The sequence below is a fragment of the Chitinimonas sp. BJB300 genome (assembly GCF_002735695.1).
Taxonomy (GTDB): domain Bacteria; phylum Pseudomonadota; class Gammaproteobacteria; order Burkholderiales; family Chitinimonadaceae; genus Chitinimonas.
The window spans coordinates 47,111-70,941 of record NZ_PDZH01000005.1 but is presented as its reverse complement, the minus strand read 5'-3'; the positions used below and the strand labels follow the sequence as shown (position 1 = coordinate 70,941).

21 protein-coding genes and 1 tRNA gene are annotated in these 23,831 nt (G+C 53.7%); 13 read left to right on the top strand and 9 right to left on the bottom strand.

Annotated elements, in window-relative coordinates:
- Window positions 1-117: 117 nt before the first annotated feature.
- Complete coding sequence (locus tag CSQ89_RS01750) at window positions 118-546, top strand: Type 1 glutamine amidotransferase-like domain-containing protein (protein ID WP_158228863.1); 429 nt, start codon at window positions 118-120, stop codon at window positions 544-546.
- Window positions 547-658: 112 nt separating this feature from the next.
- On the opposite strand, the gene CSQ89_RS01745 is transcribed toward CSQ89_RS01750, so the two are convergent.
- A tRNA-Arg gene (locus CSQ89_RS01745) sits at window positions 659-735 on the bottom strand.
- 146 nt (window positions 736-881) lie between these two features.
- Here CSQ89_RS01745 and CSQ89_RS01740 point away from each other — a divergent pair.
- Window positions 882-1,643 (top strand): c-type cytochrome, encoded by a 762-nt coding sequence (locus CSQ89_RS01740; RefSeq protein ID WP_199065132.1) that lies wholly within the window; start codon window positions 882-884, stop codon window positions 1,641-1,643.
- A 226-nt stretch (window positions 1,644-1,869) separates the two neighbouring features.
- Here CSQ89_RS01740 and CSQ89_RS01735 read toward each other — a convergent pair whose 3' ends face one another.
- Window positions 1,870-3,021, bottom strand: coding sequence for a DUF1501 domain-containing protein (locus CSQ89_RS01735; protein ID WP_099404469.1), 1,152 nt, complete (start codon window positions 3,019-3,021; stop codon window positions 1,870-1,872).
- An 11-nt stretch (window positions 3,022-3,032) separates the two neighbouring features.
- Complete coding sequence (locus CSQ89_RS01730; RefSeq protein ID WP_099404468.1) at window positions 3,033-4,445, bottom strand: DUF1800 domain-containing protein; 1,413 nt, start codon at window positions 4,443-4,445, stop codon at window positions 3,033-3,035.
- Window positions 4,446-4,723: 278 nt separating this feature from the next.
- Between CSQ89_RS01730 and CSQ89_RS01725 the strand changes: the two genes are divergently transcribed.
- From CSQ89_RS01725 to CSQ89_RS01705, 5 genes are all read left to right on the top strand, one after another.
- On the top strand, window positions 4,724-4,975 hold the full coding sequence (locus CSQ89_RS01725; protein ID WP_099404467.1) for a YfhL family 4Fe-4S dicluster ferredoxin: 252 nt from the start codon (window positions 4,724-4,726) through the stop codon (window positions 4,973-4,975).
- 461 nt (window positions 4,976-5,436) lie between these two features.
- Window positions 5,437-6,198, top strand: coding sequence for a hypothetical protein (locus CSQ89_RS01720; protein WP_099404466.1), 762 nt, complete (start codon window positions 5,437-5,439; stop codon window positions 6,196-6,198).
- A gap of 125 nt (window positions 6,199-6,323) precedes the next feature.
- A complete protein-coding gene (gene ettA / locus CSQ89_RS01715) occupies window positions 6,324-7,988 on the top strand; it encodes an energy-dependent translational throttle protein EttA (protein WP_099404465.1) in 1,665 nt (554 codons plus the stop codon).
- Window positions 7,989-8,109: 121 nt separating this feature from the next.
- The gene (locus CSQ89_RS01710; protein WP_139022766.1) at window positions 8,110-8,907 is read left to right on the top strand and encodes a DUF2846 domain-containing protein; all 798 of its coding nucleotides are present in this window, start codon (window positions 8,110-8,112) and stop codon (window positions 8,905-8,907) included.
- A 206-nt stretch (window positions 8,908-9,113) separates the two neighbouring features.
- Window positions 9,114-10,199, top strand: a complete 1,086-nt coding sequence (locus tag CSQ89_RS01705; protein WP_099404463.1) for a GGDEF domain-containing protein — start codon at window positions 9,114-9,116, stop codon at window positions 10,197-10,199.
- A gap of 165 nt (window positions 10,200-10,364) precedes the next feature.
- On the opposite strand, the gene CSQ89_RS01700 is transcribed toward CSQ89_RS01705, so the two are convergent.
- Window positions 10,365-11,264, bottom strand: a complete 900-nt coding sequence (locus CSQ89_RS01700) for a pseudouridine synthase (RefSeq protein WP_099404475.1) — start codon at window positions 11,262-11,264, stop codon at window positions 10,365-10,367.
- Window positions 11,265-11,499: 235 nt separating this feature from the next.
- On the opposite strand from CSQ89_RS01700, the gene CSQ89_RS01695 reads away from it, so the two are divergent.
- Window positions 11,500-13,872: a penicillin acylase family protein gene (locus tag CSQ89_RS01695; protein ID WP_099404462.1), complete on the top strand. Its 2,373-nt coding sequence runs from the start codon at window positions 11,500-11,502 to the stop codon at window positions 13,870-13,872.
- 78 nt (window positions 13,873-13,950) lie between these two features.
- Here the strand turns inward: CSQ89_RS01695 and CSQ89_RS01690 are convergent, their stop codons facing one another.
- Both CSQ89_RS01690 and CSQ89_RS01685 read right to left on the bottom strand, forming a co-directional pair.
- Complete coding sequence (locus tag CSQ89_RS01690) at window positions 13,951-14,757, bottom strand: DUF3658 domain-containing protein (RefSeq protein ID WP_099404461.1); 807 nt, start codon at window positions 14,755-14,757, stop codon at window positions 13,951-13,953.
- 37 nt (window positions 14,758-14,794) lie between these two features.
- The gene (locus CSQ89_RS01685; RefSeq protein ID WP_199065129.1) at window positions 14,795-15,883 is read right to left on the bottom strand and encodes a polyamine ABC transporter substrate-binding protein; all 1,089 of its coding nucleotides are present in this window, start codon (window positions 15,881-15,883) and stop codon (window positions 14,795-14,797) included.
- A 404-nt stretch (window positions 15,884-16,287) separates the two neighbouring features.
- Here CSQ89_RS01685 and CSQ89_RS01680 point away from each other — a divergent pair, with 404 nt between their 5' ends.
- Window positions 16,288-16,551: a VF530 family DNA-binding protein gene (locus tag CSQ89_RS01680; protein ID WP_099404460.1), complete on the top strand. Its 264-nt coding sequence runs from the start codon at window positions 16,288-16,290 to the stop codon at window positions 16,549-16,551.
- 155 nt (window positions 16,552-16,706) lie between these two features.
- Here the strand turns inward: CSQ89_RS01680 and CSQ89_RS01675 are convergent, their stop codons facing one another.
- Together CSQ89_RS01675 and CSQ89_RS01670 are read right to left on the bottom strand one after the other, a co-directional pair.
- Entirely contained in the window at window positions 16,707-17,852 is a 1,146-nt protein-coding gene (locus tag CSQ89_RS01675; protein ID WP_099404459.1) for an alpha-hydroxy acid oxidase, read from the bottom strand.
- A 166-nt stretch (window positions 17,853-18,018) separates the two neighbouring features.
- Window positions 18,019-18,897, bottom strand: coding sequence for a Tim44 domain-containing protein (locus CSQ89_RS01670; RefSeq protein ID WP_099404458.1), 879 nt, complete (start codon window positions 18,895-18,897; stop codon window positions 18,019-18,021).
- Window positions 18,898-19,068: 171 nt separating this feature from the next.
- Here CSQ89_RS01670 and CSQ89_RS01665 point away from each other — a divergent pair, with 171 nt between their 5' ends.
- Window positions 19,069-20,097: an oxidoreductase gene (locus CSQ89_RS01665; protein WP_099404457.1), complete on the top strand. Its 1,029-nt coding sequence runs from the start codon at window positions 19,069-19,071 to the stop codon at window positions 20,095-20,097.
- A 28-nt stretch (window positions 20,098-20,125) separates the two neighbouring features.
- A complete protein-coding gene (locus CSQ89_RS01660) occupies window positions 20,126-20,725 on the top strand; it encodes a DUF938 domain-containing protein (protein WP_099404456.1) in 600 nt (199 codons plus the stop codon).
- A 116-nt stretch (window positions 20,726-20,841) separates the two neighbouring features.
- On the opposite strand, the gene CSQ89_RS01655 is transcribed toward CSQ89_RS01660, so the two are convergent.
- Window positions 20,842-21,420, bottom strand: coding sequence for a hypothetical protein (locus CSQ89_RS01655; protein WP_139022765.1), 579 nt, complete (start codon window positions 21,418-21,420; stop codon window positions 20,842-20,844).
- Between the two features lie 315 nt (window positions 21,421-21,735).
- Between CSQ89_RS01655 and CSQ89_RS01650 the strand changes: the two genes are divergently transcribed.
- Together CSQ89_RS01650 and CSQ89_RS01645 are read left to right on the top strand one after the other, a co-directional pair.
- Window positions 21,736-22,851, top strand: a complete 1,116-nt coding sequence (locus CSQ89_RS01650; protein WP_099404454.1) for a threonine aldolase family protein — start codon at window positions 21,736-21,738, stop codon at window positions 22,849-22,851.
- Between the two features lie 141 nt (window positions 22,852-22,992).
- Entirely contained in the window at window positions 22,993-23,814 is an 822-nt protein-coding gene (locus CSQ89_RS01645) for a class I SAM-dependent methyltransferase (protein WP_099404453.1), read from the top strand.
- Window positions 23,815-23,831 lie beyond the last annotated feature (17 nt).

Sequence of the window (23,831 nt, the reverse complement as noted above, 5' to 3'; positions counted from 1 at the left end):
CCAAATCGACGCCAACTCGAATACTCTTCATGGTGGACTCCTCTTTACCGTTGACTGGTGGTCGGAACTACCAGTCTGGCACCTAGATGCCGCTTAGGTGAGGAGGGGTCCATCCCATTGCTTACGGCGCTATGGCGTGAATGGCATATCGATAGTGCATTGCAACAAGCCTATTATGCCCAAGGCGCCGTCATCGGCGGCATCAGTGCTGGAATGATCTGTTGGTTTGAGTACGGTCTAAGCGACTCGATTCCCGGCCCACTAGGCCCCATTCAGGGGCTGGGCTGGCTACCCGGAGGGGCATGCCCCCACTTCGATGGCGAAGCGGAGCGCAGACCCAGCCTTCACCAAAGTATCGCTAACGGTGCAATGCCGGCTACATGGGCGGCAGATGACGGCGCTGCACTGCACTTCATCGATGGGAAACTGCATAAAGCCATTGCATCGCGCCAGGAAGCAAAGGCTTGGCGGGTGGAAAGTGATGCAAATAAGCAAATAATCGAAACCGCCATTGAATGCCAATACCTGGGCCAGCCGAATAGCTGAGCACCTGAATAAGCCCGCTGCGCATCGGCAATACAACATTAAATAAGCCCAACGCCATGGGCAGAAAATCAAAAAGCCAGCTGAATATGCTGGCTTTTTGATTTTTTAATGCTGGCGCGCCCGCCTGGGATCGAACCAGGGACCTTCAGCTTCGGAAACTGACACTCTATCCAACTGAGCTACGGACGCGTCTTTAGAGGCGCGCAAGAATAGCCGATTTGGTCTCGCACGTCCAGCCGGCAACGCTGTAGATTGGTTGCCTGCCTAATCCCCGCTATAATCGCGGGGTTTTTCCGTACTGGTTTTTACCGTAGCGCATAAAAAAGGATCGCAGCATGAGCGAAGCGCAAGCCGAATCCCGGATGTCGGCAAAGGGTCTGATCGGCATTATTCTTGCCGCAATCATCGGTATCCCCGTATTTATCTACCTTGTCATCAAGGTCGCCACTGGAGGTATGCTCCTTGATGCAGGTAGCCCGACAATGACCAATGAGGCGGTCATTGCACGGGTACAACCGGTTGGCTTTGCCAAACTTGACGAATCCGGCCCGCCGGGTAGTCGCAATGGCAAAGCAGTGTATGAAAGCGTTTGTCTCTCTTGTCACGGAACTGGCTTGGCAGGGGCACCCAAGTTTTCCGACGCCGGGGCTTGGGGGCCACGCATCAGTCAGGGCTTCGCCAAGTTGGTTGAACACGCGGTCAAGGGCTTCAACGCTATGCCTGCCAAGGGTGGCGCTGCTGACCTGACTGACGACGAAGTAGCCCGAGCAGTTGCCTATATGGGCAACGCAAGCGGTGGTAAGTTCACTGAGCCCGCTATTGCAGGCGCGGCAGTAGCCGGTGGGAAAATCGACCCTGCCGTCAAAGGCAAAGAAATTTATGACTCCGTGTGTATGGCTTGCCATACCAGCGGCTTGGCCGGCGCACCAAAATTTGGTGACAAAGCAGACTGGGCATCCCGCCTGAAAGATGGTGTTGATGCCGCCATCAAGATTGGCATCGCAGGTAAAGGCGCAATGCCTCCAAAAGGTGGTTACCAAGGCTCTGACGAAGAATTCCACGCTGCTGCGGAATACTTGATCAACGCTGCCAAGTAAGTCGTCCTATCTAGGAACAAAAACGGTGCACCATCCAGTGCACCGTTTTTGTTTTGATACTCACAAAGTACTTGCCTGTACTGCTTAGAATCTGTTCAAAGTCTCGCGAGCTAGGGCAAGACAAGGCGAAAACAACCGAGGAAGCGGAGTTTACGATTGGTAAATGAGCATTCCAGGGTGCTTTCAACGCTGTATTGCTGACGCACAGCAGACTTTGAACAAGTTCTTACGCTACAACAGGAAAAGGTTCGAAACGCCCACCTAATGCCGCCATGCCATCACTCTGCCAACAGTAGCGACAAGCACTGGCATAAAGCTGACGGAAGTCCACGCCAAAGCGCAGATTACCGCCATCCAGAGCGTTGAAATCCGGGCGTTTTCCATACAAACCGCCGCGTACTGCGCCACCCAAGACAAAATGGGCGTTTGCAGTGCCGTGGTCAGTACCGGCAGACCGGTTTTCCTGCGGCCTGCGTCCAAACTCAGCATAGCTCAGCACCAACGTATCATTCCATCGTCCCAATTCGGTTAAAGCCATTTGCAGGGCAACAAAACCATCAGCCAACTCACCCAATAGCCGATCTTGCTGATTACGCTGATTTATATGGGTGTCGAAGCTACCCAGCGTCAAACGGAACACGCCGATATTACGGTTCGCTGCCAGCGCTTCCATCGCCGTCTTTACTGTCTTGCCAAACCCATGGTCAGGAAAAGTGGTATTCAAGTTACCGGTAGCCGCCAAACCACGCGCCGCAATGCGTATATCGTCTTCCACCTTCAGCAGGTGCAGCAATGCGGCATTTTTTGTCGCACCGGCTTTGTCGTCCGCTAGCTTGGCTTGCCGCACGAAAGCATCCTGGCTTTGCAATACCAATGCCCTTGCGCCTCCATCAAGCGGGCCAAGATCTTGGCTCCCCACAGCGATGCCATCCGTCACAAAGCCTGCCGGTAGTGGTTTGGCTGCAAATTGACGACTCAACCAACCTGTCTGCAACACCGTATCGCTATTTGAAGCGGTATCCCATATCTCGATAGAGCGAAAATGCGATAAGTTGGGCTGGGGGTAGCCCACACCCTGCACGATAGCCAACTGCTTGGCTTGCCAAATTGGCATGAGGGCCTGCATGGCGGGGTTCAAACCGCTGCGCTCATCCAATTGCAATACCTGGTCACGAGCAATGGCAATCTTGGGGCGCAAATCGTAATAGGCCGAGTCTGCGTAAGGAGCGATAGTATTGAGGCCATCATTCCCGCCTTTGAGCTCAACCAGTATCAACAGCCTGGGATTACCAGGGACTACGGTTGCCCAAGCAACAGTAGAATTAAGATGGCCCAACGCAGCCAAGCTGCCTATTTGGAGGAAAGCGCGTCGATTCATCGTAGGCCTCCTTACTTCAACTGGTACAAGGGGTTCATGACCAGCTGGCCAATCATTTCCAGGGGCGTGCCCTCCGGTAGCCTCTCCGGTACCAGAGGCAGCAGCAGCGAGCTGGCCCGGCTGATACCACCCGTGTCGCCAAGCCAGCGATCCAGATACAGGCCATAGCCCACTTTGTTACCAACACGTAAAGAGGCTTTTTCTACTTTGCTGGCCTGCGCCATGGCAGGCATATCGATATCCGCCACACGGAATACCCTCGCCAGCATTTGCTTGCGGGTCAACAGGGTCTGGCTATTGATCCAATCTGTATACCCGGGCCAGCCCTTCACATTGGGCGGATTGAATAGGTCCTGCCCCAGGTTTCGGTTCACCGCCAGCAAGGGTCGCATGTCAGGCGGCGTAATCCCAAATTGTCGGAAAGTACCCACGGTCAATTCCACAGGGGACTTTACCAACACACCACGATATTGCGCCGCATAAAAGGCATCTGAACTCAACATGGCCTGAAGCAGCGGCTTGATCTCATAGCGCTGGTCACGAAACAGCTTTGCCCAGCGCTTGACCTCTACAACATCAGGTTGGGGGGAAATAAACTCTTTCCACAACTTGGTGATGACGAACTCGGCGGTTTCCGGCTTGTTCAACAGCAGGTCCAAGAAAGCATCGGGGTCATAGTTACCGCGCTGCCCAAAAATCGTCTTTTCACCAAAGTCATGCAAAGCGGGGCGAAAGCGATACTCGCCACTTGGGCGCTCCAGGCTCATGCCGGTAAGCGCACGTGCTGCCTCACGGATGTCCTGCTCGCTGTAATGCCCCTCGCCAAGGGTGAACAACTCCATCACCTCCCTGGCGAAATTCTCATTTGGCTCACCCCGGCGGTTTTGGACGCCATCGAGATAAACCAGCATGGCCGGGTCTTTGGCTACGGCATGCAACAATCGCCCAAAATTACCCAGCGCTTCTTGCCGCAACAGTACATTCTGCCGATACATCAACTGCGGCATCCTGACCTTCTGTATGGCCGACACAAAGTGATTGTGCCAAAACAAGGTCATGTGTTCGGTTAACGGTGAAGGTGTCGCCAATAATTCGTCATACCACCACGCGCGCAATGCAATACCGCGCTCTCGCAGTCGGGCACGAAAAGCGGCTTTCTCTTCATCACCCGACATCTGGGCACGCCGCTCGGGCAGGGGTTCATCTACCCAAGCAGGCGGTGGCGTAATGGCTTTGGTACGTACCTCACTCAATAACCGCGCCACAGCCGCCTGCCGGTCCAGGCGCGCATACTGGGTTACCTCATCCATCGTCGCGGCAAAACCGGTGCGGGACAGCAAATGCCGGGCGTCTATCTCGCCAATCGGCGCAGCCGTTGCAGCCAACAAGCTACCAACCAGAAACAGAGGAAGCAGTCGGATCATGATCAAGACACCGGTTAGCGGATGTTGAAGACTAGCTACATCCTGTATTGGTTGACCAGCGTAAGATTTGACTTTGATGTGCAATTTACATTTGCAAACAAAGGCTAAAGGCGTATCGAACTGTCCGGCCAAGCTGGCCCCAAACGCCGCGTAGTCAATGCCCGGCCAGCATACAGCGGCTAGTCAACGTAAGGCGCAAGATACGGTGTGCCAGTGCATAGCAATCTCATAACGCGGTGTTACAATCCGCCCCCGTTAGCAAAAAGGCGAGAATAATCATGGCCCTGATGATTACCGATGAATGTATCAACTGCGATGTATGCGAGCCAGAGTGCCCGAATCACGCCATTTCGCAGGGCGCGGAAATCTATGAGATCAACCCTGACCTGTGTACGGAATGTGTCGGCCATTTTGATGAACCACAATGCCAACAGGTGTGCCCGGTTGACTGCATTCCGCTCGACCCGGATCGCAAGGAAACCCAAGAAGCGCTGATGGACAAGTACCAGATCATTATCGCGAAAGCCTGAAAGCCTGCATCGGCTAAGAACCTGTCTAAAGTCTCGCGAGCTAAGGCAAGACAAGGCGAAAACAGCCGAGGAAGCGGAGTTTACAAGTGGTAAATGAGCATTCCGAGGGTGTTTTCAACGCCATATTGCCGACGCGCAGCAGACTTTAGACAAGTTCTAACAGCCCAATGCCTGGGTAAACCAGCGAATGCATCGGCCAGCAAAAGCAATAAGCTCTGTACCCGAACAGCCCGCTTCCATGCGGGCTTTCTCATGGCCGTTTCTGGCTCACCACTTGCTTTCTTCTTACCCATACCGTCGGGAGAAAGCCATGAACAACAGCAGACTCAGTCCGAGCAACCAAATGACAAACCCGCAACGGGCAAAACAGGAGGTGTGGATACCATCAAAATAAGCACATGAGCTTTCACCTGATGGATTGATGTGCCAATTGGATTAACCTACCAATCGGACCGTCTCCAATGCATTTACCCCCCATAGAGCCAATAGCCGATCCAACCAGCTTGCCACCGCCCCCCGAAGCCCACGCAGACGAGCCAACAGCGCAAGGCTTTGAAGCTTGGTTTGCGCAGGCGCTCAACGACAAGGCTTCGCCTGCCCCAGCCTTGTTGCATGGACCCGCTGATTTCGGCTTATGGGGCGTATCACCCGATGTCAGTGGTCGGCTTGATCTGGAAGAAGTAGCCAACAACCTGCGCGCCACTCTGCCCGCGTTTGCCAGCAATCTCGGCAAGGTTTGCCGGGCTGGCGGCATCAGTTTTCCGCCCCAACTTCGGCTGGAAGGCAGCGTCGAAATCCAGCCCACACTGCCATCTGACGCACGTAGCAGTGCAGTCCAACAGATGCTTGACGATTGGCCAGGCTTGGCGCGGCAGTTCCGCCGGTTGATGGCGGGTTTCAGTTTTACCCGCTGCAGCGATGCCTTGCGTGCCTATCAACGTGCAATCGGCCGGTTGGGGCCCAATCACTTGGCCACAACACTGGGGCAGCAAGACCCAAATCATGCTTCACCGCCACTATCCCTTCTGTTCGATGGCCTGTATGCCTGGCCCGAGGAAGCGCAAGGCGAACGTTGGCGGCCTTTGGCTGGCCTCGAACAATTAAGCCGGGAAATACTGGAACATAACGCTATCCAACCGGGTACTTCCTGGGAACAGCCCCTTCCAATTGAACAGGCATTCGACCAAGCCAATGTGCGTTTACGCACTGCTCACCAGCGCTGAAAACAACCGTCTCTAATTTCCCACCATTTCACCCAGGCACTGCTGGCAATCGTTTTACGGGTCGCGATTGGCTCGGCTTTGCTAAACTTGCGCCACTTCTGCAGTCATCCCTATCGGAACCCCACATGGCCCAATACGTAATGTCCATGCTCCGCGTGAGCAAGGTCGTGCCGCCCAAGCGGCAAATCATCAAAGACATCTCGCTCAGCTTCTTCCCCGGTGCCAAAATCGGCCTCCTTGGCCTCAACGGTTCAGGTAAATCCACCGTGCTGAAGATCATGGCGGGTGTCGACAAAGAATTCGAAGGTGAAGTACAGCATCTGGCCGGCATCAAGGTGGGTTATTTAGCACAGGAACCCGCGCTGAACCCAGATAACACGGTACGCACCGAAGTCGAATCGGGCATGGTTGAAATCTTCGAAGCCAAGCAAAAGTTGGAAGAAGTCTACGCAGCCTACGCCGAGCCAGATGCCGACTTCGACAAGCTGGCCGAAGAACAAGCCCGCTGTGAAGCCATTCTTTCCACAGCCGGGCAAGACCTCGAAACCCAGATGGAAATCGCCGCCGACGCACTGCGACTACCGCCCTGGGATGCCAATGTCGGTGTATTGTCAGGTGGTGAAAAACGCCGTGTGGCGCTGTGCAAGCTCTTGATGAGCAAGCCGGACATGCTACTGCTGGACGAACCTACCAACCACTTGGATGCAGAATCGGTGGACTGGTTGGAACAGTTTCTGGTGCGCTTCCCCGGCACCGTGGTGGCCGTTACCCATGATCGCTACTTCCTCGACAACGCCGCCGAATGGATTCTGGAGCTGGATCGTGGCCACGGTATCCCGTGGAAGGGCAACTATTCCAGCTGGCTGGAACAGAAAGAAGCGCGCCTCAAGCAGGAAGAATCAAGCGAGTCAGCCCGCCAGAAAGCCCTGAACAAGGAACTGGAATGGGTACGCCAAAGCCCCAAGGCCCGCCAAGCCAAGTCCAAGGCGCGTATCGCCCGCTTCGAGGAACTGAACTCGCAAGAGCAGCAAAAACGTAATGAAACGATGGAGATCTTCATCCCCATCGCCGAGCGGCTGGGAAATGAAGTCATCGAATTCACAAACGTCAGCAAAGCATTTGGCGACCGTTTGCTTATCGACGACCTAAGCTTCAAGGTGCCGCCAGGCGCCATCGTCGGCATCATCGGCCCCAACGGCGCGGGTAAATCGACGCTGTTCCGCATGATCGCCGGCCAGGATGTACCCGATACCGGCACGGTAAAGATCGGTAACACGGTGAAGATGGCCTATGTGGACCAGAGCCGTGGCGCGCTCAACGGTGACAAAACGGTATTCGACGAAATCGCCGAAGGCCGCGATATCTTGCAAGTGGGCCGTTACGAAACCCCGAGCCGTGCCTATATTGGCCGTTTCAACTTCAAAGGCGGCGATCAGCAGAAGATGGTCGGCACCTTATCGGGCGGCGAACGCGGTCGTTTGCACTTGGCCAAGACCCTGATTGCTGGCGGCAATGTATTGCTGCTGGATGAACCGTCCAACGACCTCGACGTGGAAACCCTGCGCGCACTGGAAGACGCTCTGCTGGAATTCGCCGGCTGCGTCATGGTGATCTCGCATGATCGCTGGTTCCTCGACCGGATCGCCACCCACATCCTCGCCTGCGAAGGTGATTCGAAGTGGACCCTCTTCGACGGTAATTATCAGGAATACGAAGCCGACAAGAAGAAGCGCCTTGGCGAAGAAGGCGCGAAGCCTAAGCGGATTCGCTACAAACCCATCACGCGATAAAACGGTACGAGGGGTAGCCCCCCGTTTACTGCCTACCTATCGTTTCACCACAATTCGCAACCACTATGTCTTTACGTGGTTGCGGATTTATTTCGTCCAAAAACATTAGAAAGAACTAATTTTGAAGAGCCTGTTGTCTACTTCTGCCGCACTCCTGCTTTTATTACTTACCGGTTGTGCCGCTACTGGCCCCAAGATGGCTGAAATCAAAGACCAAATCCCCACATTGGAAAGCGACAAAGGTCGGATTTATTTTTACCGTGAAAATTCATTGCTAAGTGAAAAGCTTCCTCCTTTTATTTATTTAAATAATCAGGCTATTGGCACTTCAATTCCGGGCAGCTTTTTCTTTGTCGATTGCCCACCAGGACTGTACGAGGTGAAAGCCATTAACAGAGTGACCATAATGTCTAGATTGCCTCACCAAATAACCGGGCAAACTCACTTAAATATTTTTCCTGGCAAAAAATACTATGTAAACACCAGCGCATCTTATGAGCTTATAGGGAATAAAGTGACTCCTTCTCTCATAGATGAAGCTGAAGCCATGCCTCAACTGGCAAAACTGCGCTATACAGGCCCACTCAACTTCCTCCAGCCCAATACGGTTAGAGCATCTGCACGTCCGGCATTATCAGACGTACCTCCCTCGACCATAGCTTCAAAGACTATTTCATCGCCCGTTCCGTCGAAACTGCCTACCGCAACACAACAAGATTCGACCTCATTCATGGCATTGAAACAAGGCACTTGGTCTTACCACACTGAAAAATTTGCTGTAGCACAAGGTTGCAACAGCAAAAATTCGGGTGCCTGGGTCGTGGGCAAGGAAGAGTTTGGCGATATCTATCAAGTAAATTGCGCAGATGGCAATGCGCTACTCGTCGCTTGTGATCGGGCCCAATGTAGCGTTAAGTAAGCAACCGCTCAGGGCTGACAAAGCAAAGCATCGTGCAGCTAGAGAGGGGCTGCTTCTGGGCGCGGTTTGACTCTGAAGTAGCCCTGTGCCCTTCCGCCATTGATGTGCACGACCGGTTTTACGCTTTCAACCCCGTTTCAACGGGGTTTTCTCTTTAATCGATCTCTTAATCTATATTCACAGTCAGCTGCCCGAATAAGAGCAATATGCCCCATTCACAACTGCCCGGTTTATTAAAAAGGCTGGCTTCATTAACCGCCGTACGGGATACCGAGCTGCTGGAACTCAGTCTGCTCCGCACCCTGCTACCTATGTTGGGCGTATCAAACTGCCTGCTGTACCGAGTTAATGAACGCCACGAATTCCTGCGCGCCATTCAGTTTGGGCGTGAAGTCAGTGCAGATGGCAAAAGCCGCACCCAGCTGTCGGAAAGCATAGAAGACAGCAGCAACACGGCAACAGTGCCCGACCCATTGCAAGCGATGATAGAAACCATACGCGAAACACTACAGCCAGCATTCCAATCCACTGGCGACAGCATTACCCACGTCTACCCGTTATTCAGCAAACATGCGATTACCGGCTACCTAGTTTTTGAATCGGCCCATAAGCTAGATGAATCAGAAGACCTACTAGTGCGCGGTATCTTGTCGGTTTACCGCAATTTCGCCACCTTGTTGGATGAAAGCCAACGCGACAAGCTGACCGGGTTGTTGAACCGTCACTCACTCGATCAGAGCCTCGATAAGATCATGATCAGCCTCAGTGCTGCTGAAACAGCCAAGGCAAATGCCCAGGCTGCCGACACACCGGAAGGCGAAGAAAAACGTAATCAGAAGCAACCACCCACTTATTGGCTGGCCATGATCGATATTGATCATTTCAAACGTATCAACGATACGTTTGGCCATACGATAGGCGATGAGGTATTACTGCTGATCGCTAGGCTGATGCAGCAGACACTGCGCAATGGCGACCTGCTGTATCGCTACGGTGGTGAGGAGTTCATCGCCATCAGCGCAACCCATGATGCCGCTGCTATTCACCAACAACTTGAAAGACTGCGGCAAACAATAGAAACCAGCAACTTTTCCCAGGTAGGACGCTTCACCGTCAGCATCGGCTATGCCCGACTGGATGGACACTATTCCGCACGCGAAATCATCAGCAGAGCCGACCAAACCTTGTACGAAGCCAAGCGCGCCGGGAGAAACAAGGTACTAAGCCACGCAGCCCTGTTGGCTGCCGGTGTGCTTAAAGAACCTACCTATGGCAGTATCGAACTCTTCTAAGAACCTGTCTAAAGTCTCGAGAGCTAGGACAAGACAAGGTGAAAGCAACCGAGGAAGCGGAGTTTACGCGTGGTTAATGAGCATTCCGAGGGTGTTTTCAACGCCGTGTTGCAGACGCACAGCAGACTTTAGACAGGTTCTAAAGCACCCATTGCTCCAAGGTTGCTACCAAGCCAACTGGCGTTGGCTACTGAAACTGCGCAAAGTACCACTGAATGGATCCAGAAATTCAATCCGGCGCGCCAGTAGCTGTAAAGGTTGGCTAAAGTCATCGCCCTTCTCAGTTTGCAGGGTTGGGTACCAGGGGTCGTTTTGGATGGGGATGCCCAACGCCGTCAGGTGCGCGCGCAACTGGTGCTTTTTGCCTGTGTGCGGTTCCAATTGATAACGCGCCCAGTCACCACGCCGCTCCATCAGTGAAATGCGCGTTTCGCTGTTAGGCTCGCCAGCGACTTCCTGCATGGTGAAAAACCCCTCGCCTTCCTCCAACCGACTGCGATGTACCAAGGGTAAATCCAACCCGGCACGATACGGTGCAATAGCCTCGTAGGTCTTCTGCACTGCCCGGGCCTCAAACAGCTTTTGGTAGGCGCCACGGCTGGGAGCATGCAGACAGAACATCACCACGCCAGCGGTTTCACGGTCGAGTCGATGGCAGGGTGTCAGATCGGGTAGATCGAGCTTGAGTCGCAGCCGCGTAAGCAGCGTTTCTTTAAGGTGGCGCCCCGCCGGAATAATGGAAAGAAAATGCGGCTTATCCACCACCAGCAAACGCTCGTCCCGGTGCAGCACCACCTCTTCAAACGGCACGGGTGTTTCCTCGCGTACCTCACGGTAATACCAGATACGGCTGCCGGGCTGGAATGGGCTCTGCGCCGCCAAACGCTGCCCGGTTTCATCCACTAGCTCTCCACGTTCCAAGCGCCCACGCAGTATGGATTCGTCCATATGCGGAAAGCGCTGAACCAAAAATGTGATCAAGTCAGGCCAGGATTCGCGCGGCAGCCAAAGAAAGCTGGGAGCCACACCATCGCGGTTGGGAAGAGGGGGCGGACGACGGGGCATGGTAGATAACAAGCGTTGGATGGGCACAGAAGCTTACACATATCGCCCAGCCTCCAGTTAAAACAACCAAAACAATACCGAGTGCAACATCTACGCACCTAAACACCATGCCTTGGCGTTACCAAGGGTGACGGGATGACGACAAAGCTATGATGCCTTCGACTGTGCAGCCCTTACGTGGCCTACCCCAATGCGGTTCACACAATCCCCATTCAAACAATAAAAAGGAAATGCTATGCATCCGCAGCACCCCGTTATCCCCATTTGTTCCACCTTACTGTTAACCGCCATTGGTTGCTGCAGCTTTGGCAATAACGCCACAGCCCTAAAGTACGACCTCTCCATCACGCGCACGAGCTACGGCGTACCGCATATCGAGGCCAGCACCATCGGTGGTGCAGCCTACGGGGTGGCCTATGCCTACGCCCAGGACAATCTCTGCCTGTTGGCTGACCAGTTGCTTACGGTAAGAGGCGAGCGCTCCAAATACCTTGGCCCGGACCTCCCCATACAACCAGGATCCACCATCACCAACCTGGACAACGATTTCTTCTTCCACCATGTTTTGGATGAGGCAAGCCTGACAGCCATCTATGCCAATCTATCTGACCCTGCACAGCAAATGCTCGATGGTTATGTAGCCGGCTATAACCGCTTTTTGCGTGACCGCACCAGTGCGGTAGCAACAAGCTGCGACAACGCCGCCTGGGTAAAGCCGATGTCGCGCCTCGACATGTATCGGCTGATGTCTGATAAAGCCATTTTGTCGGGCCTAAGTAACTACGTCACCGCCATTGCCCAAGCCGCTCCGCCTACCGCAGCGCCCCTCTCCAAAGCCAAGATGGCGTTAAGCCCTGCAGCAACGGCGAACCTGTTCGATCGCGCCCTCAATTCAGGGCCACAACTGGGTAGCAACGCCTATGGCTTGGGTAGCGATGCCACCGAGAACGGCAGCGGCTTGCTACTAGGCAACCCACACTTTCCTTGGTCCACCACCAATCGCTTTTATCAGATGCACCTGACCGTACCCGGCCAATTCGATGTCATGGGGGCATCGTTGGGCGGCTTCCCACTGGTGAACATCGGCTTCAACAAAGACATTGCCTGGAGCCACACCGTCTCTACCGGCCGCCGCTTCACCTTGTTTGAACTGACGCTGCAAAATGGAACCAACTATGTGTTCGACGGCGTAGTCAAACCATTGCTGCAAAAGACGGTCAGCGTGGAAGTACTACGGCCCGATGGCAGCCTGGAAACGCGCACCCGACAGCTATATGCGTCACACCATGGCCCCATATTGGTTGCACCGGGCCTGGGCTGGACGAACACCAAAGCCTTTGCCATTAAGGACGTCAATCTTGAGAACAGCCGCCTGATCGAACAATGGCTACGCATGTCGCAGGCGAAATCGGTGGATGACATCAAGCAAGCATTGCTCGGCATCAATGGTTTGCCCTGGGTCAACACCATCGCGGCAGATCGTAACGGGAAAGCTCTGTATGCCGATATCTCGGCAACGCCCTATGTAACCAAAACCAAGCTAGCGAGCTGCGCTACCTCGCCCCTTGCTCAGGCGTTTTTATCCAAACGACTATTTGTGCTCGATGGCAGTACGCGCAACTGCGAATGGGATGTAGACCCCAACACAAACCGCCCAAACTACCCAGCAGGGCAGATGCCCGCAATGATCCGCAATGACTATGTAGCAAACAGCAATGAAAGCGCCTGGCTGGCCAACCCCAACCAGCTCAACGACAATCTACCCCTCATCATTGGGGACAGCACCAAGGAACAATCACATCGCACCCGCATGGCTTTCACGCAGATTACCGACCGATTGACTGGTAACGACGGTAAGGTCGGCAATCGATTCAACCTGGGTAATCTTGAAGAAGTCTTTTTTGATGCACGCAGTTACTCGGCCGAATTGCTAACGGATAGTCTTGTCAACCTGTGCCGCGCCAATCCTATTTCCACCGCCACCAGCGGTAACAGCGTCAACCTCACCGAAGCATGCAATACCTTGGCGGCCTGGAGCAAACGCATGAATTTCGATGCGGTAGGGGTACCTGTATTTCGTGAGTTCTGGCGCAGCGCGCGCAACCTGCCAAATCTATGGACAACGCCTTTCGCCCCAGCAGATCCAATTCGTACACCACGCGGTCTCAACAGCACAGATGCTACTGTCAGTACTGCACTACTGCGCATGTTGGCAGACAGTGTAGAAAAACTGGCTGCCAACAACATCGCCCTATCGGCCCCCCTGCGAAGCATCCAGTATGTTGGCGCTGCTTCGCTCAAGCTTCCCCTTGATGGCGGCGATGAGTTTGAAGGCACCTTCAACAAAATGACACCCGCAGCAGGCCTTACTCCAGTCGGCTACACACCCATCGTTTACGGCAGCAGCTATATTCAGGCGGTTACCTTCGACGGCAATGGACCAGTCGCCCGCGGCATTCTCACCTACTCTCAATCTACCAATCCCGCATCGCCCTACTACAGCGACCAAACCGCGGTCTACAGCAGCGGGCGATGGGTGACATTGCCTTTCAAGGCGGCAGATATTGCGGCCGCCACGATAGGCAGCAAAATCTCGCTGCGCGAATAAGCGCATTTAAAAGCGCCCTGCTTTCGTAAACGCAAGCAGGGCGCTTTTTACATCTTTTACCTGGCTTGGCCCCTGTACTTACGATGCAGGTGCAAGCCTTACGCGAAAATGGCGGAGGGGTGTCGGTGAACTATCAGCTTCCACTTGCCCTGTTGCAATCAAATGCTGCAGACGAGAACTCAAGAAGACATCGCTCAGCCCATTCCGAGGGTCGCAGTGCCCCATAGCATCGCCAACCACCCGCACAGCGACACGCCATTCCCTCGCACAAGCATCCAGCAATAACTGGTCATGGACAGACGTATCCCGGAATACCAGTTCACCCTCGTCGTTACACTCGCGTAATTGCACTGGTCGTGCTGCAATCGACTGAAACTCCTGCGCCCAATCGTCAACAACCATTCGGGACAACGCCGCTGCATGGGGTAAAAAAGCTGCCAACCCACTTGCCTCATGCACCGCCACTGCGTGATACCCATCCCGTGGTGGGACCGGCACATGCACCAATGGCACTTGGCATCCACCCAGCCAATGACACGCCATACGCAGGAACACATAGTCCGAGCCGCTGCCACTCGCCCAGATCAGCAAGCGTGTCGGTTTATCCTGCTCAAGCCGCTGCCTTAGCGCTCGCCACACAGCAAAGCTGTCATCGGGATCACTCCCCATCTCGCCAAATGCCGGGTACCACACTTGCCCAATCTCCTCTCCGTAGCATTCTTGCTGGAGGGCATGCCAAAAACGCATTCGTTCATGGCCATCGTCAAGCGGTCCAAGGTCGAAGGAATCCCCCACGCAAAACACGGTGCCTGTTATGAGACGCCGCTTGATCGCTTGTTGAAGCCCCCCAGCAGCACTGGGCGATGTAACCAAATGCAAATCCATAATGCGTTCCTAACCAACCAACTTTGTCGACATCACATTAACCGCCTTTCAACTTCACCCACCACGCATCAAAGGCTTTTTGCACATTGCTGTCCCATGCAGTGAGCTGGCGCAAACTCTTAGCTGCAGCAGGAGATGGAAAAATAGCCTGGCTGCTACGTAACTCTTGCCGTACATAAGATTTGGCAGCCTCGTTAGGGTTGCCCGATCCGATTTCGTTCGTCAGCGCTGCCGAGTTTTTGCCGTCGAGCATGAAGTTGATGAACTGATGAGCCAGTTCCTGGTTCGCCGACTTGCGGTGGATCACCAGATTGTCCACACCCAATACGTTACCTTCCTGCTGATAACGGTATTCGATCTTGATATGGCGTCGCGCTGCCTTGGGGTTGGACTGAGCAATGAAGAAATCACTGGAGAAGCCCAACGCAATCCAGATATTGCCCAACGCGAGCTCTTCGCCAAAGGTCTGGTTGGCCAAAGGGCTGCTGAAGCTCATACCAGCCCAATAAGGCTTGGCCAACTCAATGCTGGCTTTGGCGGCGGTAAGCTCTGCAGGATCAGTACTGTTCGGTGAAAAACCGTTGTAAACCAGCGCCGCAGCAATTACCTCACGCGAATCGTTGATGACGAATACCCTGCCCATCAACTTTGCAAGGGATTCCGGATCAAACAGCGCTTTGTAGCTACTGGTATCGATCCCCAGCTCACGCATCTTGTCTACGTTGTAACCAAGCAAAGTCGACGTAAACGCATAAGGTACGCTGTAGCGATTGTTCGGGTCGTAGGCTGGATTGGCGAAGGCTTTCGCTACATTATTCATGCGGGTGATCTTGCTGCGATCCAGCGGCTGCAATAATCCCTTTTTCGCCAGGGAGGCAACGGCGTAATTCGATGGCACCATCACATCGAAAACCTTGCCCTTTTCAGCAACATTCTCCAGCATCTCGTCCATGGTGCCGTAGGTGGTTTGAACCACTCGACAGCTACACTGAGCTTCGAAACGCTTGATTGCTTCCTGGGACAAATAATCCCCCCAGTTATAGAGTTGCAGATCAGCAGCAAAGCAAGGGGTAAGCACAGCTGCCAACAGAACCATAGCCAAACCTCGGCGTGCAAAGAAACGCATATCAACTCCTGGTTATTATGATCACAAAGGTAAGACTATCCTGCCCTGCCACTTGGCTTTCCTCATAAAGCCGCAAAGGCTTACCCAGAGCCATGCCTGGGGCTGAGAAAGGGTCTAGCAGACGCGATGCACGTCCCCAATGTCAACAGCATCCGATAGGGCCGTGGCTATTCGCCAACATGCCTTTGCCATTTTCCCTATACCCAGCAAGACATGACAACGCTTGGAACCTGTTTCAAGTCTCGCGAACCAGGGCAAGACACGGCGAAAGCAATTGAGAAAGCAGCGTTTACAGGTAGTGAATGAGCATTCCGATGGTGTCTTCAACGCCGTATTGCTGACGCCTGCTCGTGACAGTTCTTGAACAGATTCTTAGAATAGGGGCCTATCAAGAAGGATTTCGCATGATCAGCCCGCAAGCCAAGAACCCCAGCCATGGCGTCACGCTGGAAAAGATGCTCACCACGTTGGTAGAGTTTTATGGCTGGAAGGAATTGGGCCAACGCATCGAGATTCGCTGCTTCCAAGCCGACCCGACCATCAAGTCCAGCCTGACATTTCTGCGTCGCACGCCATGGGCCCGCGAGAAAGTGGAGGGCTTGTATGGAAAATGCCTGCGCGATATGGCCAAGCAAGCCAAGAACAAACCCGATGATGTAACCAATTAAGTACGTCCAGCCTTAGAAGCTGTCCAAAGTCTGCTGCGCATCGGCAATACAGCATTGAAAACATCCTCGGAGTGCTCATTTACCACTTTTTAACTCTGCTTTCCCGGCTGTTTTCGCCTTATCTTGCCCTAGCTCGCGAGGCTGTAGACAGGTGCTTAGGTTGGATAGCTGCCCGGCAGCAATATCCCACGATCCACCTTGCGAATGTCGGTGCGGCCGCAAAATGCCATGCTCAAATCCAGCTCACGCGCGATGACTTCGAGGGTGTGTGTTACACCGGCTTCCCCCATTGCGCCCAGGCCATATAGGAAGGCACGACCTATCATCGTGCCTTTCGCCCCCAGCGCCATGGCTTTGAGCACATCCTGACCAGACCGAATACCGCTATCGAGCCATACCTCGACATCCTTACCGACCGCGTTAACAATCGCAGGCAATGCGCTGATGCTTGATGGGGCGCCATCAAGTTGTCTGCCGCCATGGTTCGAAACAATCAAAGCATCCACTCCGCAGCGGGCCGCCAGGCGGGCGTCTTCAACATCCATAATGCCTTTGAGAATAAGCTTGCCACCCCAACGCTGCTTGATCCACTCTACGTCGGCCCAACTCAGGCCAGGGTCGAACTGCTCGGCAGTCCAGACACTCAACGAGGACAAATCACCCACGCCTTTTGCATGGCCAACGATATTGCCGAAACCGTAACGCCGTGTACCCAGCATGCCCATGCACCAACGCGGCTTGGACATCAGGTTGAGGATGTTCCTCACGGTTGGTTTGGGCGGCGCGGAGAGCCCATTCTTAAGGTCTTTGTGCCGCTGCCCAAGTATCTGCAAATCCATCGTCAGCACCAAAGCGCTGCACCCAGCCGCACCAGCCCGTTCGATCAAGGCCTCGATAAAAGCACGGTCCCGCATCACATAGAGTTGAAACCAGAATGGCGCTGTTGTATGCGCCGCCACATCTTCCAGGGAACAGATACTCATGGTTGAAAGGGTGAAGGGCACGCCAAATTTCTCGGCTGCCTTTGCCGCCAATATCTCACCATCGGCATGTTGCATACCCGCTAACCCAGTAGGGGCCAGCGCCACTGGCATCGCGACATCCATGCCAACCATTTTTGTGCGTAAGTTGCGATTACGCATATCAACCGCCACCCGCTGGCGTAGTTTGATGGCCTGAAAGTCACCCTGATTCGCCCGATAGGTACTTTCTGTCCACGAGCCTGAATCGGCATAGTCATAGAACATGCGTGGCACACGTTTTTCGGCCAGGACGCGCAGGTCTTCTATACAGGTGATCATGGGCAGCTCCTTATTCAAAGGTAGGCCAGATTCTGCGGGCCCCAGGGGACAATCACAACCGAGGTAAATCCCCTAGGACAGTTGACTGGTACCGCCACCCATACGTCAGACAAACAAAAGGACGCCAAAGCGCCCTTTTGTTTGTACACAGCAAACTGTCAAACGTTTAACCGTTTTGTTGAATCCCTGCCACAACCCAACCTGCCTTGCCATCATTGTTACGGCTCAAGTGCCAAGTCTCGTCAAAGCGTTCAGCGCTGGCATCCTTGGACTCGCGAATCAAACCTTGGAAACGCACACTGGCGATATCGCGACGGCCTTCCTGCGCGTAATCAACCACTTCCGCATCAACTTGCACCACATCGGTATCGTTGGCGGCGCCTTTGCGTTCACCAAGTTGCAACTTGATTTCGGCAAACATCTCGGGCGAAGTGAACTCACGGATATCGTCAATGTCAGCTTTATCGTAAGCAGCCTGCAAACGCATGAAGTTCAGTTTGGCGACCCGGACAAAAGCATCCGCATCAAACCCAGCCGGGAACTGAGCCGGAGCGGGTGTGGTATTCACCGGCGCTGCGCTGAAGCTCGAATTCGGCGTATCGTTCACCGAACCATACGGCTGTTGCTGCTGCGAATGGAACTGGACGGGCTCGTTAACACCACCTGCAAGCTGCGCCTTAGGTGCAGCAGGCGTAGACCGCATGCGACGCATGATGAAACCGATAACTGCGAAAGCCGCCACCGCCAGCAAGGCCATCATGATGAAATTGGAAAAGCCTGCGCCCATACCGAGGTGCGAAAACAAGGCCGCCAGCCCCAAACCTGCAGCCAGGCCCGCGAGCGGGCCCATCCAGTTGCGCTTCGGCGTGGCAGGGGCCGCAGCCGGTTGGGCTTGGTTTGGCCGCTGCGGCGTAGCGTCACGCTGGGGTGCGCTGCGCTGCATACCGGAAGATTTACCACCGCCAAAACGCTTGGCTTCGGCATCCACGGCCATGAAGCTCACGCTCAGAAAGACTGCAAACAAGGTAAATAGAAGCTGTTTCATACCTGGATATCCCTTAATTTAATTAACTACTGACCGCATTCTAACGACGCGCGACTTGGTAAGACCACAAACTCACCTAGGAGTTTCTCCAGGCTTGATACTTATTTCGTAGGCGACAAGCCAGCCCGTCTGCGATACAAAACACAGTGCGCACGTCTCAGGAGAAATATATTGTCTCGCTTACTCAAGGTAGGACTTGTCGGCTACGGTTATTCCGGCCGCACATTCCATGCTCCACTCATCACGGCAACACCTGGCCTGGCATTAACAGCCGTTGCCAGCAGCCAGGTTGATCTTGTCGCTACCGACTATCCAGCGGCCCAGCTGTGTGAAACACCGGAAATCCTGTTCGCACGCGCAGACATCGACCTGGTCGTACTGGCTACGCCCAATGCCAGCCATTATCCCCTCGCCCGGGCCGCCCTGCGCGCCGGCAAGCATCTGGTTGTCGATAAACCCTTTACCTTAAATGTGGCCGAAGCAGAAGCTTTACAAGCGGCAGCAAGTCAAACCGATCGATTATTGTCCGCCTTTCACAATCGACGTTGGGATAGCGACTTCCTGCTGCTTAAACAATTGCTGGTCGATGGCGCACTGGGGCACATCACGCAGTTTGAGTCGCGCTATGACCGCTTTCGCCCCTTGGTGCGTAAACGCTGGCGCGAGTCTGCCGTACCGGGCTCAGGCAATTGGTTTGACCTCGGCCCACACCTGATTGACCAAGCGCTGCAACTATTCGGCCACCCCGAAGCCATCACCGCCGATATCCACGCCCGCCGTGATGGTGCTGAGGCTGCGGACGATGCATTCGCTGTGCTGCACTATCCTGACAAGCGCGTTGTCCTTGGGGCAAGCTGTCTCATGGCAGGCGGCTCACCACGCTTCCTGGCTGCAGGCACAGCAGGCAGCCTATTGATAAAGGGACTGGATGTGCAGGAAGACCAGCTCAAGGCGGGTATAAGGCCTGGCGAGACAGGCTGGGCGGTCGACCCGCGCCAAGCCACGCTGTTTACGGAAACCGGCCAACGTAACCTCAACCTGCCTGATGGCCAATACACTGCCTACTACACTGCCATCCGCGACGCCCTGCTGGGCCACGGTAAAAACCCGGTTCCACCAAGCGAAGCATTGGCCGTCATGCGAGTCATTGAAGCGGGTATCGCCAGCAGCACCCAAGGCGTGCGTATTCGGCTAGGCTGAATACTTGGTTCCAGTAGACGAGCACCTTATGGATAAGCCCCACTCTCCCGCTTGCGAGCGCAACCGTGAACCCATCCTGGCCATACTGCGCAAACGGTTTGCTGCCTGCCATCGCATCCTGGAAATAGGCAGTGGCACAGGCCAACACGCCATACACTTTGCCGCAGCCATGCCATATCTGACTTGGCAAACGGCAGACCGGGCCGACAACCTGCCCGGTATCCGGCTTTGGCTGGCCGAGGCAAAACTGCCCAACACACCACAACCGCTAACCTTTGATGTCAACGACGCTTGGCCTGAAATCCAATTTGATGGCGTATTCAGCGCCAATACCCTGCACATCATGCATTGGCCGGAAGTCGAAAAGTTGTTCGCGGCGTTGCCCACGCTCTTAATGCCCAATGCCACCGTGGTGATTTATGGCCCCTTCAATTACCAGGGCAAATACACCAGCACCAGCAACGCCGCATTCGATGCCTCGCTCATGGCGCGGGACCCTGGCATGGGTATTCGTGATTTTGAAGCTGTGTTTGAACTGGCGGCAGCGGCAGGCTTGGTCCTGCTGGAGGACCATGCTATGCCTGCGAACAACCGATGTCTGGTTTGGCAGTTAAAAAGGCTAGATTAATGATCTCACTTGATAAACAAATCAAAAAATAGACGTTGTAATGAGGCGCTAATGAGGATATACAACCTGACTTTACCAATAAAATTAACATCTAATTAAAACGGATAAGGTAAATATCATTTGGAAATTTTTTTATTTTTATAAAGACAATACATGTCGATTTCATTCTTAAAAAGCAGATTCAAATCGTCAGTTACAAACCCACCAAGCTTACCTCCACAATCATCAATGAACGTATCTAAATCTTTTCTAATCGCCATGACCCACGAATTATTTCCTATCGTTTTTAAGTAATTTTTATACCCTTGGTTTTCAGAAAAAGAAAAGAAGAACTGATTAGAATCAAATGCATAGCGCAAATCGACGTGCATATCACCCAGTCTTTCTGTCAAGCCTTCATAGTGGTTTTTATTGCCCGGCGACTTTATATGTTTTGCCAAAGTTTTAATGTTATGCGTTTTTATTTTCCTGAGTAACTCTGCAGGAGTATCGTTCAAACGACTAAGAATTACATCGCATTTCAATATACATTCGCACCCCATTAGCAAGTCAACAAAAGACTTTATGCGTCCCGTCTTGCTCGATAGACTTGCAGCTTCCCATAGTAAGTCAAAGCGTACAGAAAATTGGACTGCATCATTATAATAATCTCTTGCAAGCATGTGTAGGGGCGAAACAGACTGATAGTTTTCCATAGCCACCCTTATTTATATGCATAGCGTAATAACTGTTAATTCAAAGCCAAACTTACTCCGTCTGCACTGTATAATTTTACTTATTTCACACTCATGACTACAAATTAGAGACTGTATTTTAGCTCAATATATTCGCACAAATAGACATTCAGCATCATTCATCTGACTTAAGCTCTTATAATTTTGAAGATTATAGGTGAGTGCGACGGCAAAATTTCGTAAATTGCCAAAATAACCACAACTATATTCTGGACAGAAAATCTAAACTCAGCACTTCTGAACATAGCGATAAACCTACAACCATCGAAGTATAAAATGCCAACACCTTCATTTCTTCAGCCTGCATTGATTCGTCAGCAATGCCACATCAACTACAATGGTTTTACTGCGCTCAGCCTCGCTGATGAATTCCGCGCCATGGCGGACTGGTGCGCCCAGCATGACCTGAAGCGCGATAGCTACGGCAGTGGCGCGCTGATTGCCGACTTTGAAACCAAGATCGCCACCTTGCTGGGCAAACCAGCCGGTTTGTTTTTGCCCAGTGGGATCATGGCGCAACTGATTGCTGTCCAGTTGTGGTCCGACCGGACGGGTGTGCGGCGTATCGGCATGCACCCGTTATCTCATTTGCTATTGGTGGAAGAAGAAGCCTATCAAGCCCTGCTGCAACTGCATGGCGTACCCATTGGCAGCCGCCTGCGCCCGCTGCTGGCCAGCGATCTGGATACCTGTACGCAACCGTTGGCTTGCCTCATCGCAGAACTACCCGTTCGCTATGCTGGCGGCCAGCTGCCAAGCTGGGATGAATTGGAAACGCTCAAGGCAGCAGCACACGCACGCAAGATTCCACTGCATATGGACGGCGCGCGGTTGTGGGAGAGCCAACCCTTCTACGGTCGCAGTCATGCCGAGATTTGCGCCGGTTTCGATTCGGTTTATGTCTCGATGTACAAGGGCATAGGCGGCATAGCCGGTGCAGTATTGGTGGGTGAAACCGACTTTATCGAGCAAGCACGACTGTGGCGGCGGCGCTTTGGTGGCACGCTGTCCCAGCAAAGCCCCATGATTGCCTCAGCCGCCATGCATTTTGATACGCGCCTGGAACAGTTGCCCGCTTGCTACCGGCGTACAGTTGCACTGGCGGAAGGGCTTGCCGGCATCGAGGGGTTGCGCATCAACCCTGCCGTACCCCAAACCAATATGTGTCATCTGTATTTCGATGCCCCAGCTGAAGCCGTGATGCAGGCGCGCGACCAGATTGCCGCTAGCGACCGGCATTGGATCATCGACATGGTCCAACCGGCCGTCGTGCCCGGCTGGAGTTCCACCGAGCTAACCGTGGGCAATAGCCTGCTTGGCTTAGGCAACCATGAGGTAGTACCGCGTTTTGCCCGGTTGCTGGAATTGGCACGCGCCAATACCCCTGCCTGACGCCCCCATGCCTATCGCAAGTAGCCAAGGGAACGCCAGGCTGCCTGCGGTAGCGCCTAATTTTCTTTACGAAGATGAATTAGCCTCAAAGTCCAAGGCCATGCTTGCTAAAATAGCGCCCTGAAAAATCAGGACATTATCGTGAGCAATATCCCGGAAATCCGGCCCGGTCAGTCGATCGAGCTACTGAAAGAACTGCACATCCTCACGCGTGACGGCAAGCTCAACCAAGATAGCCGACGCAAGCTTAAGCAGGTCTACCATCTGGTTCAGTTCATTGAGCCATTGTTGGAAGAAGTGCTGGCCGACAAAGGTGATGTCAGCTTGGCCGACCACGGCGCAGGCAAATCCTACCTGGGCTTCATCCTCTACGACTTGGTGCTGAAAGCGCACCAAGCAGGCCGCGTCTTTGGCATTGAGTGGCGCGAAGACCTCGTGGGCAAGTCACGCGACTTGGCCCTGCGGTTGGGGTTTGATCGCATGGCCTTTTTAAATCAGTCGGTCGCCGAATCAACCAGCAATAGCGATCTGCCCGCGCAAATCGACATGGTCACCGCGCTGCACGCCTGCGATACTGCCACCGACGATGCGATTCGCTTCGGCCTGGAAAAACAAGCCCGCTTTATGGTGTTGGTGCCCTGCTGCCAAGCCGAGGTCGCAGCCGTGCTGCGCAAACACAAAAATGAATCCTTTAGAAAAACACCGCTGTCCGAAATTTGGCGGCACCCCCTCCACACCCGTGAATTCGGTAGCCAACTCACCAATGTACTGCGCTGCCTGCAGCTAGAAAGCCGTGGCTATCAGGTTACAGTGACGGAGCTGGTGGGATGGGAGCACTCGATGAAAAATGAGCTGATCATCGCCCGCTACACCAATGCACCGCGCAAAAATGCACTGGGCCGATTAGAACAAATCTTGCAGGAGCTGAACCTGGAAGACATGCAGCAACGATTTGTCTACTAATGCTTGCTAGTAGGCCT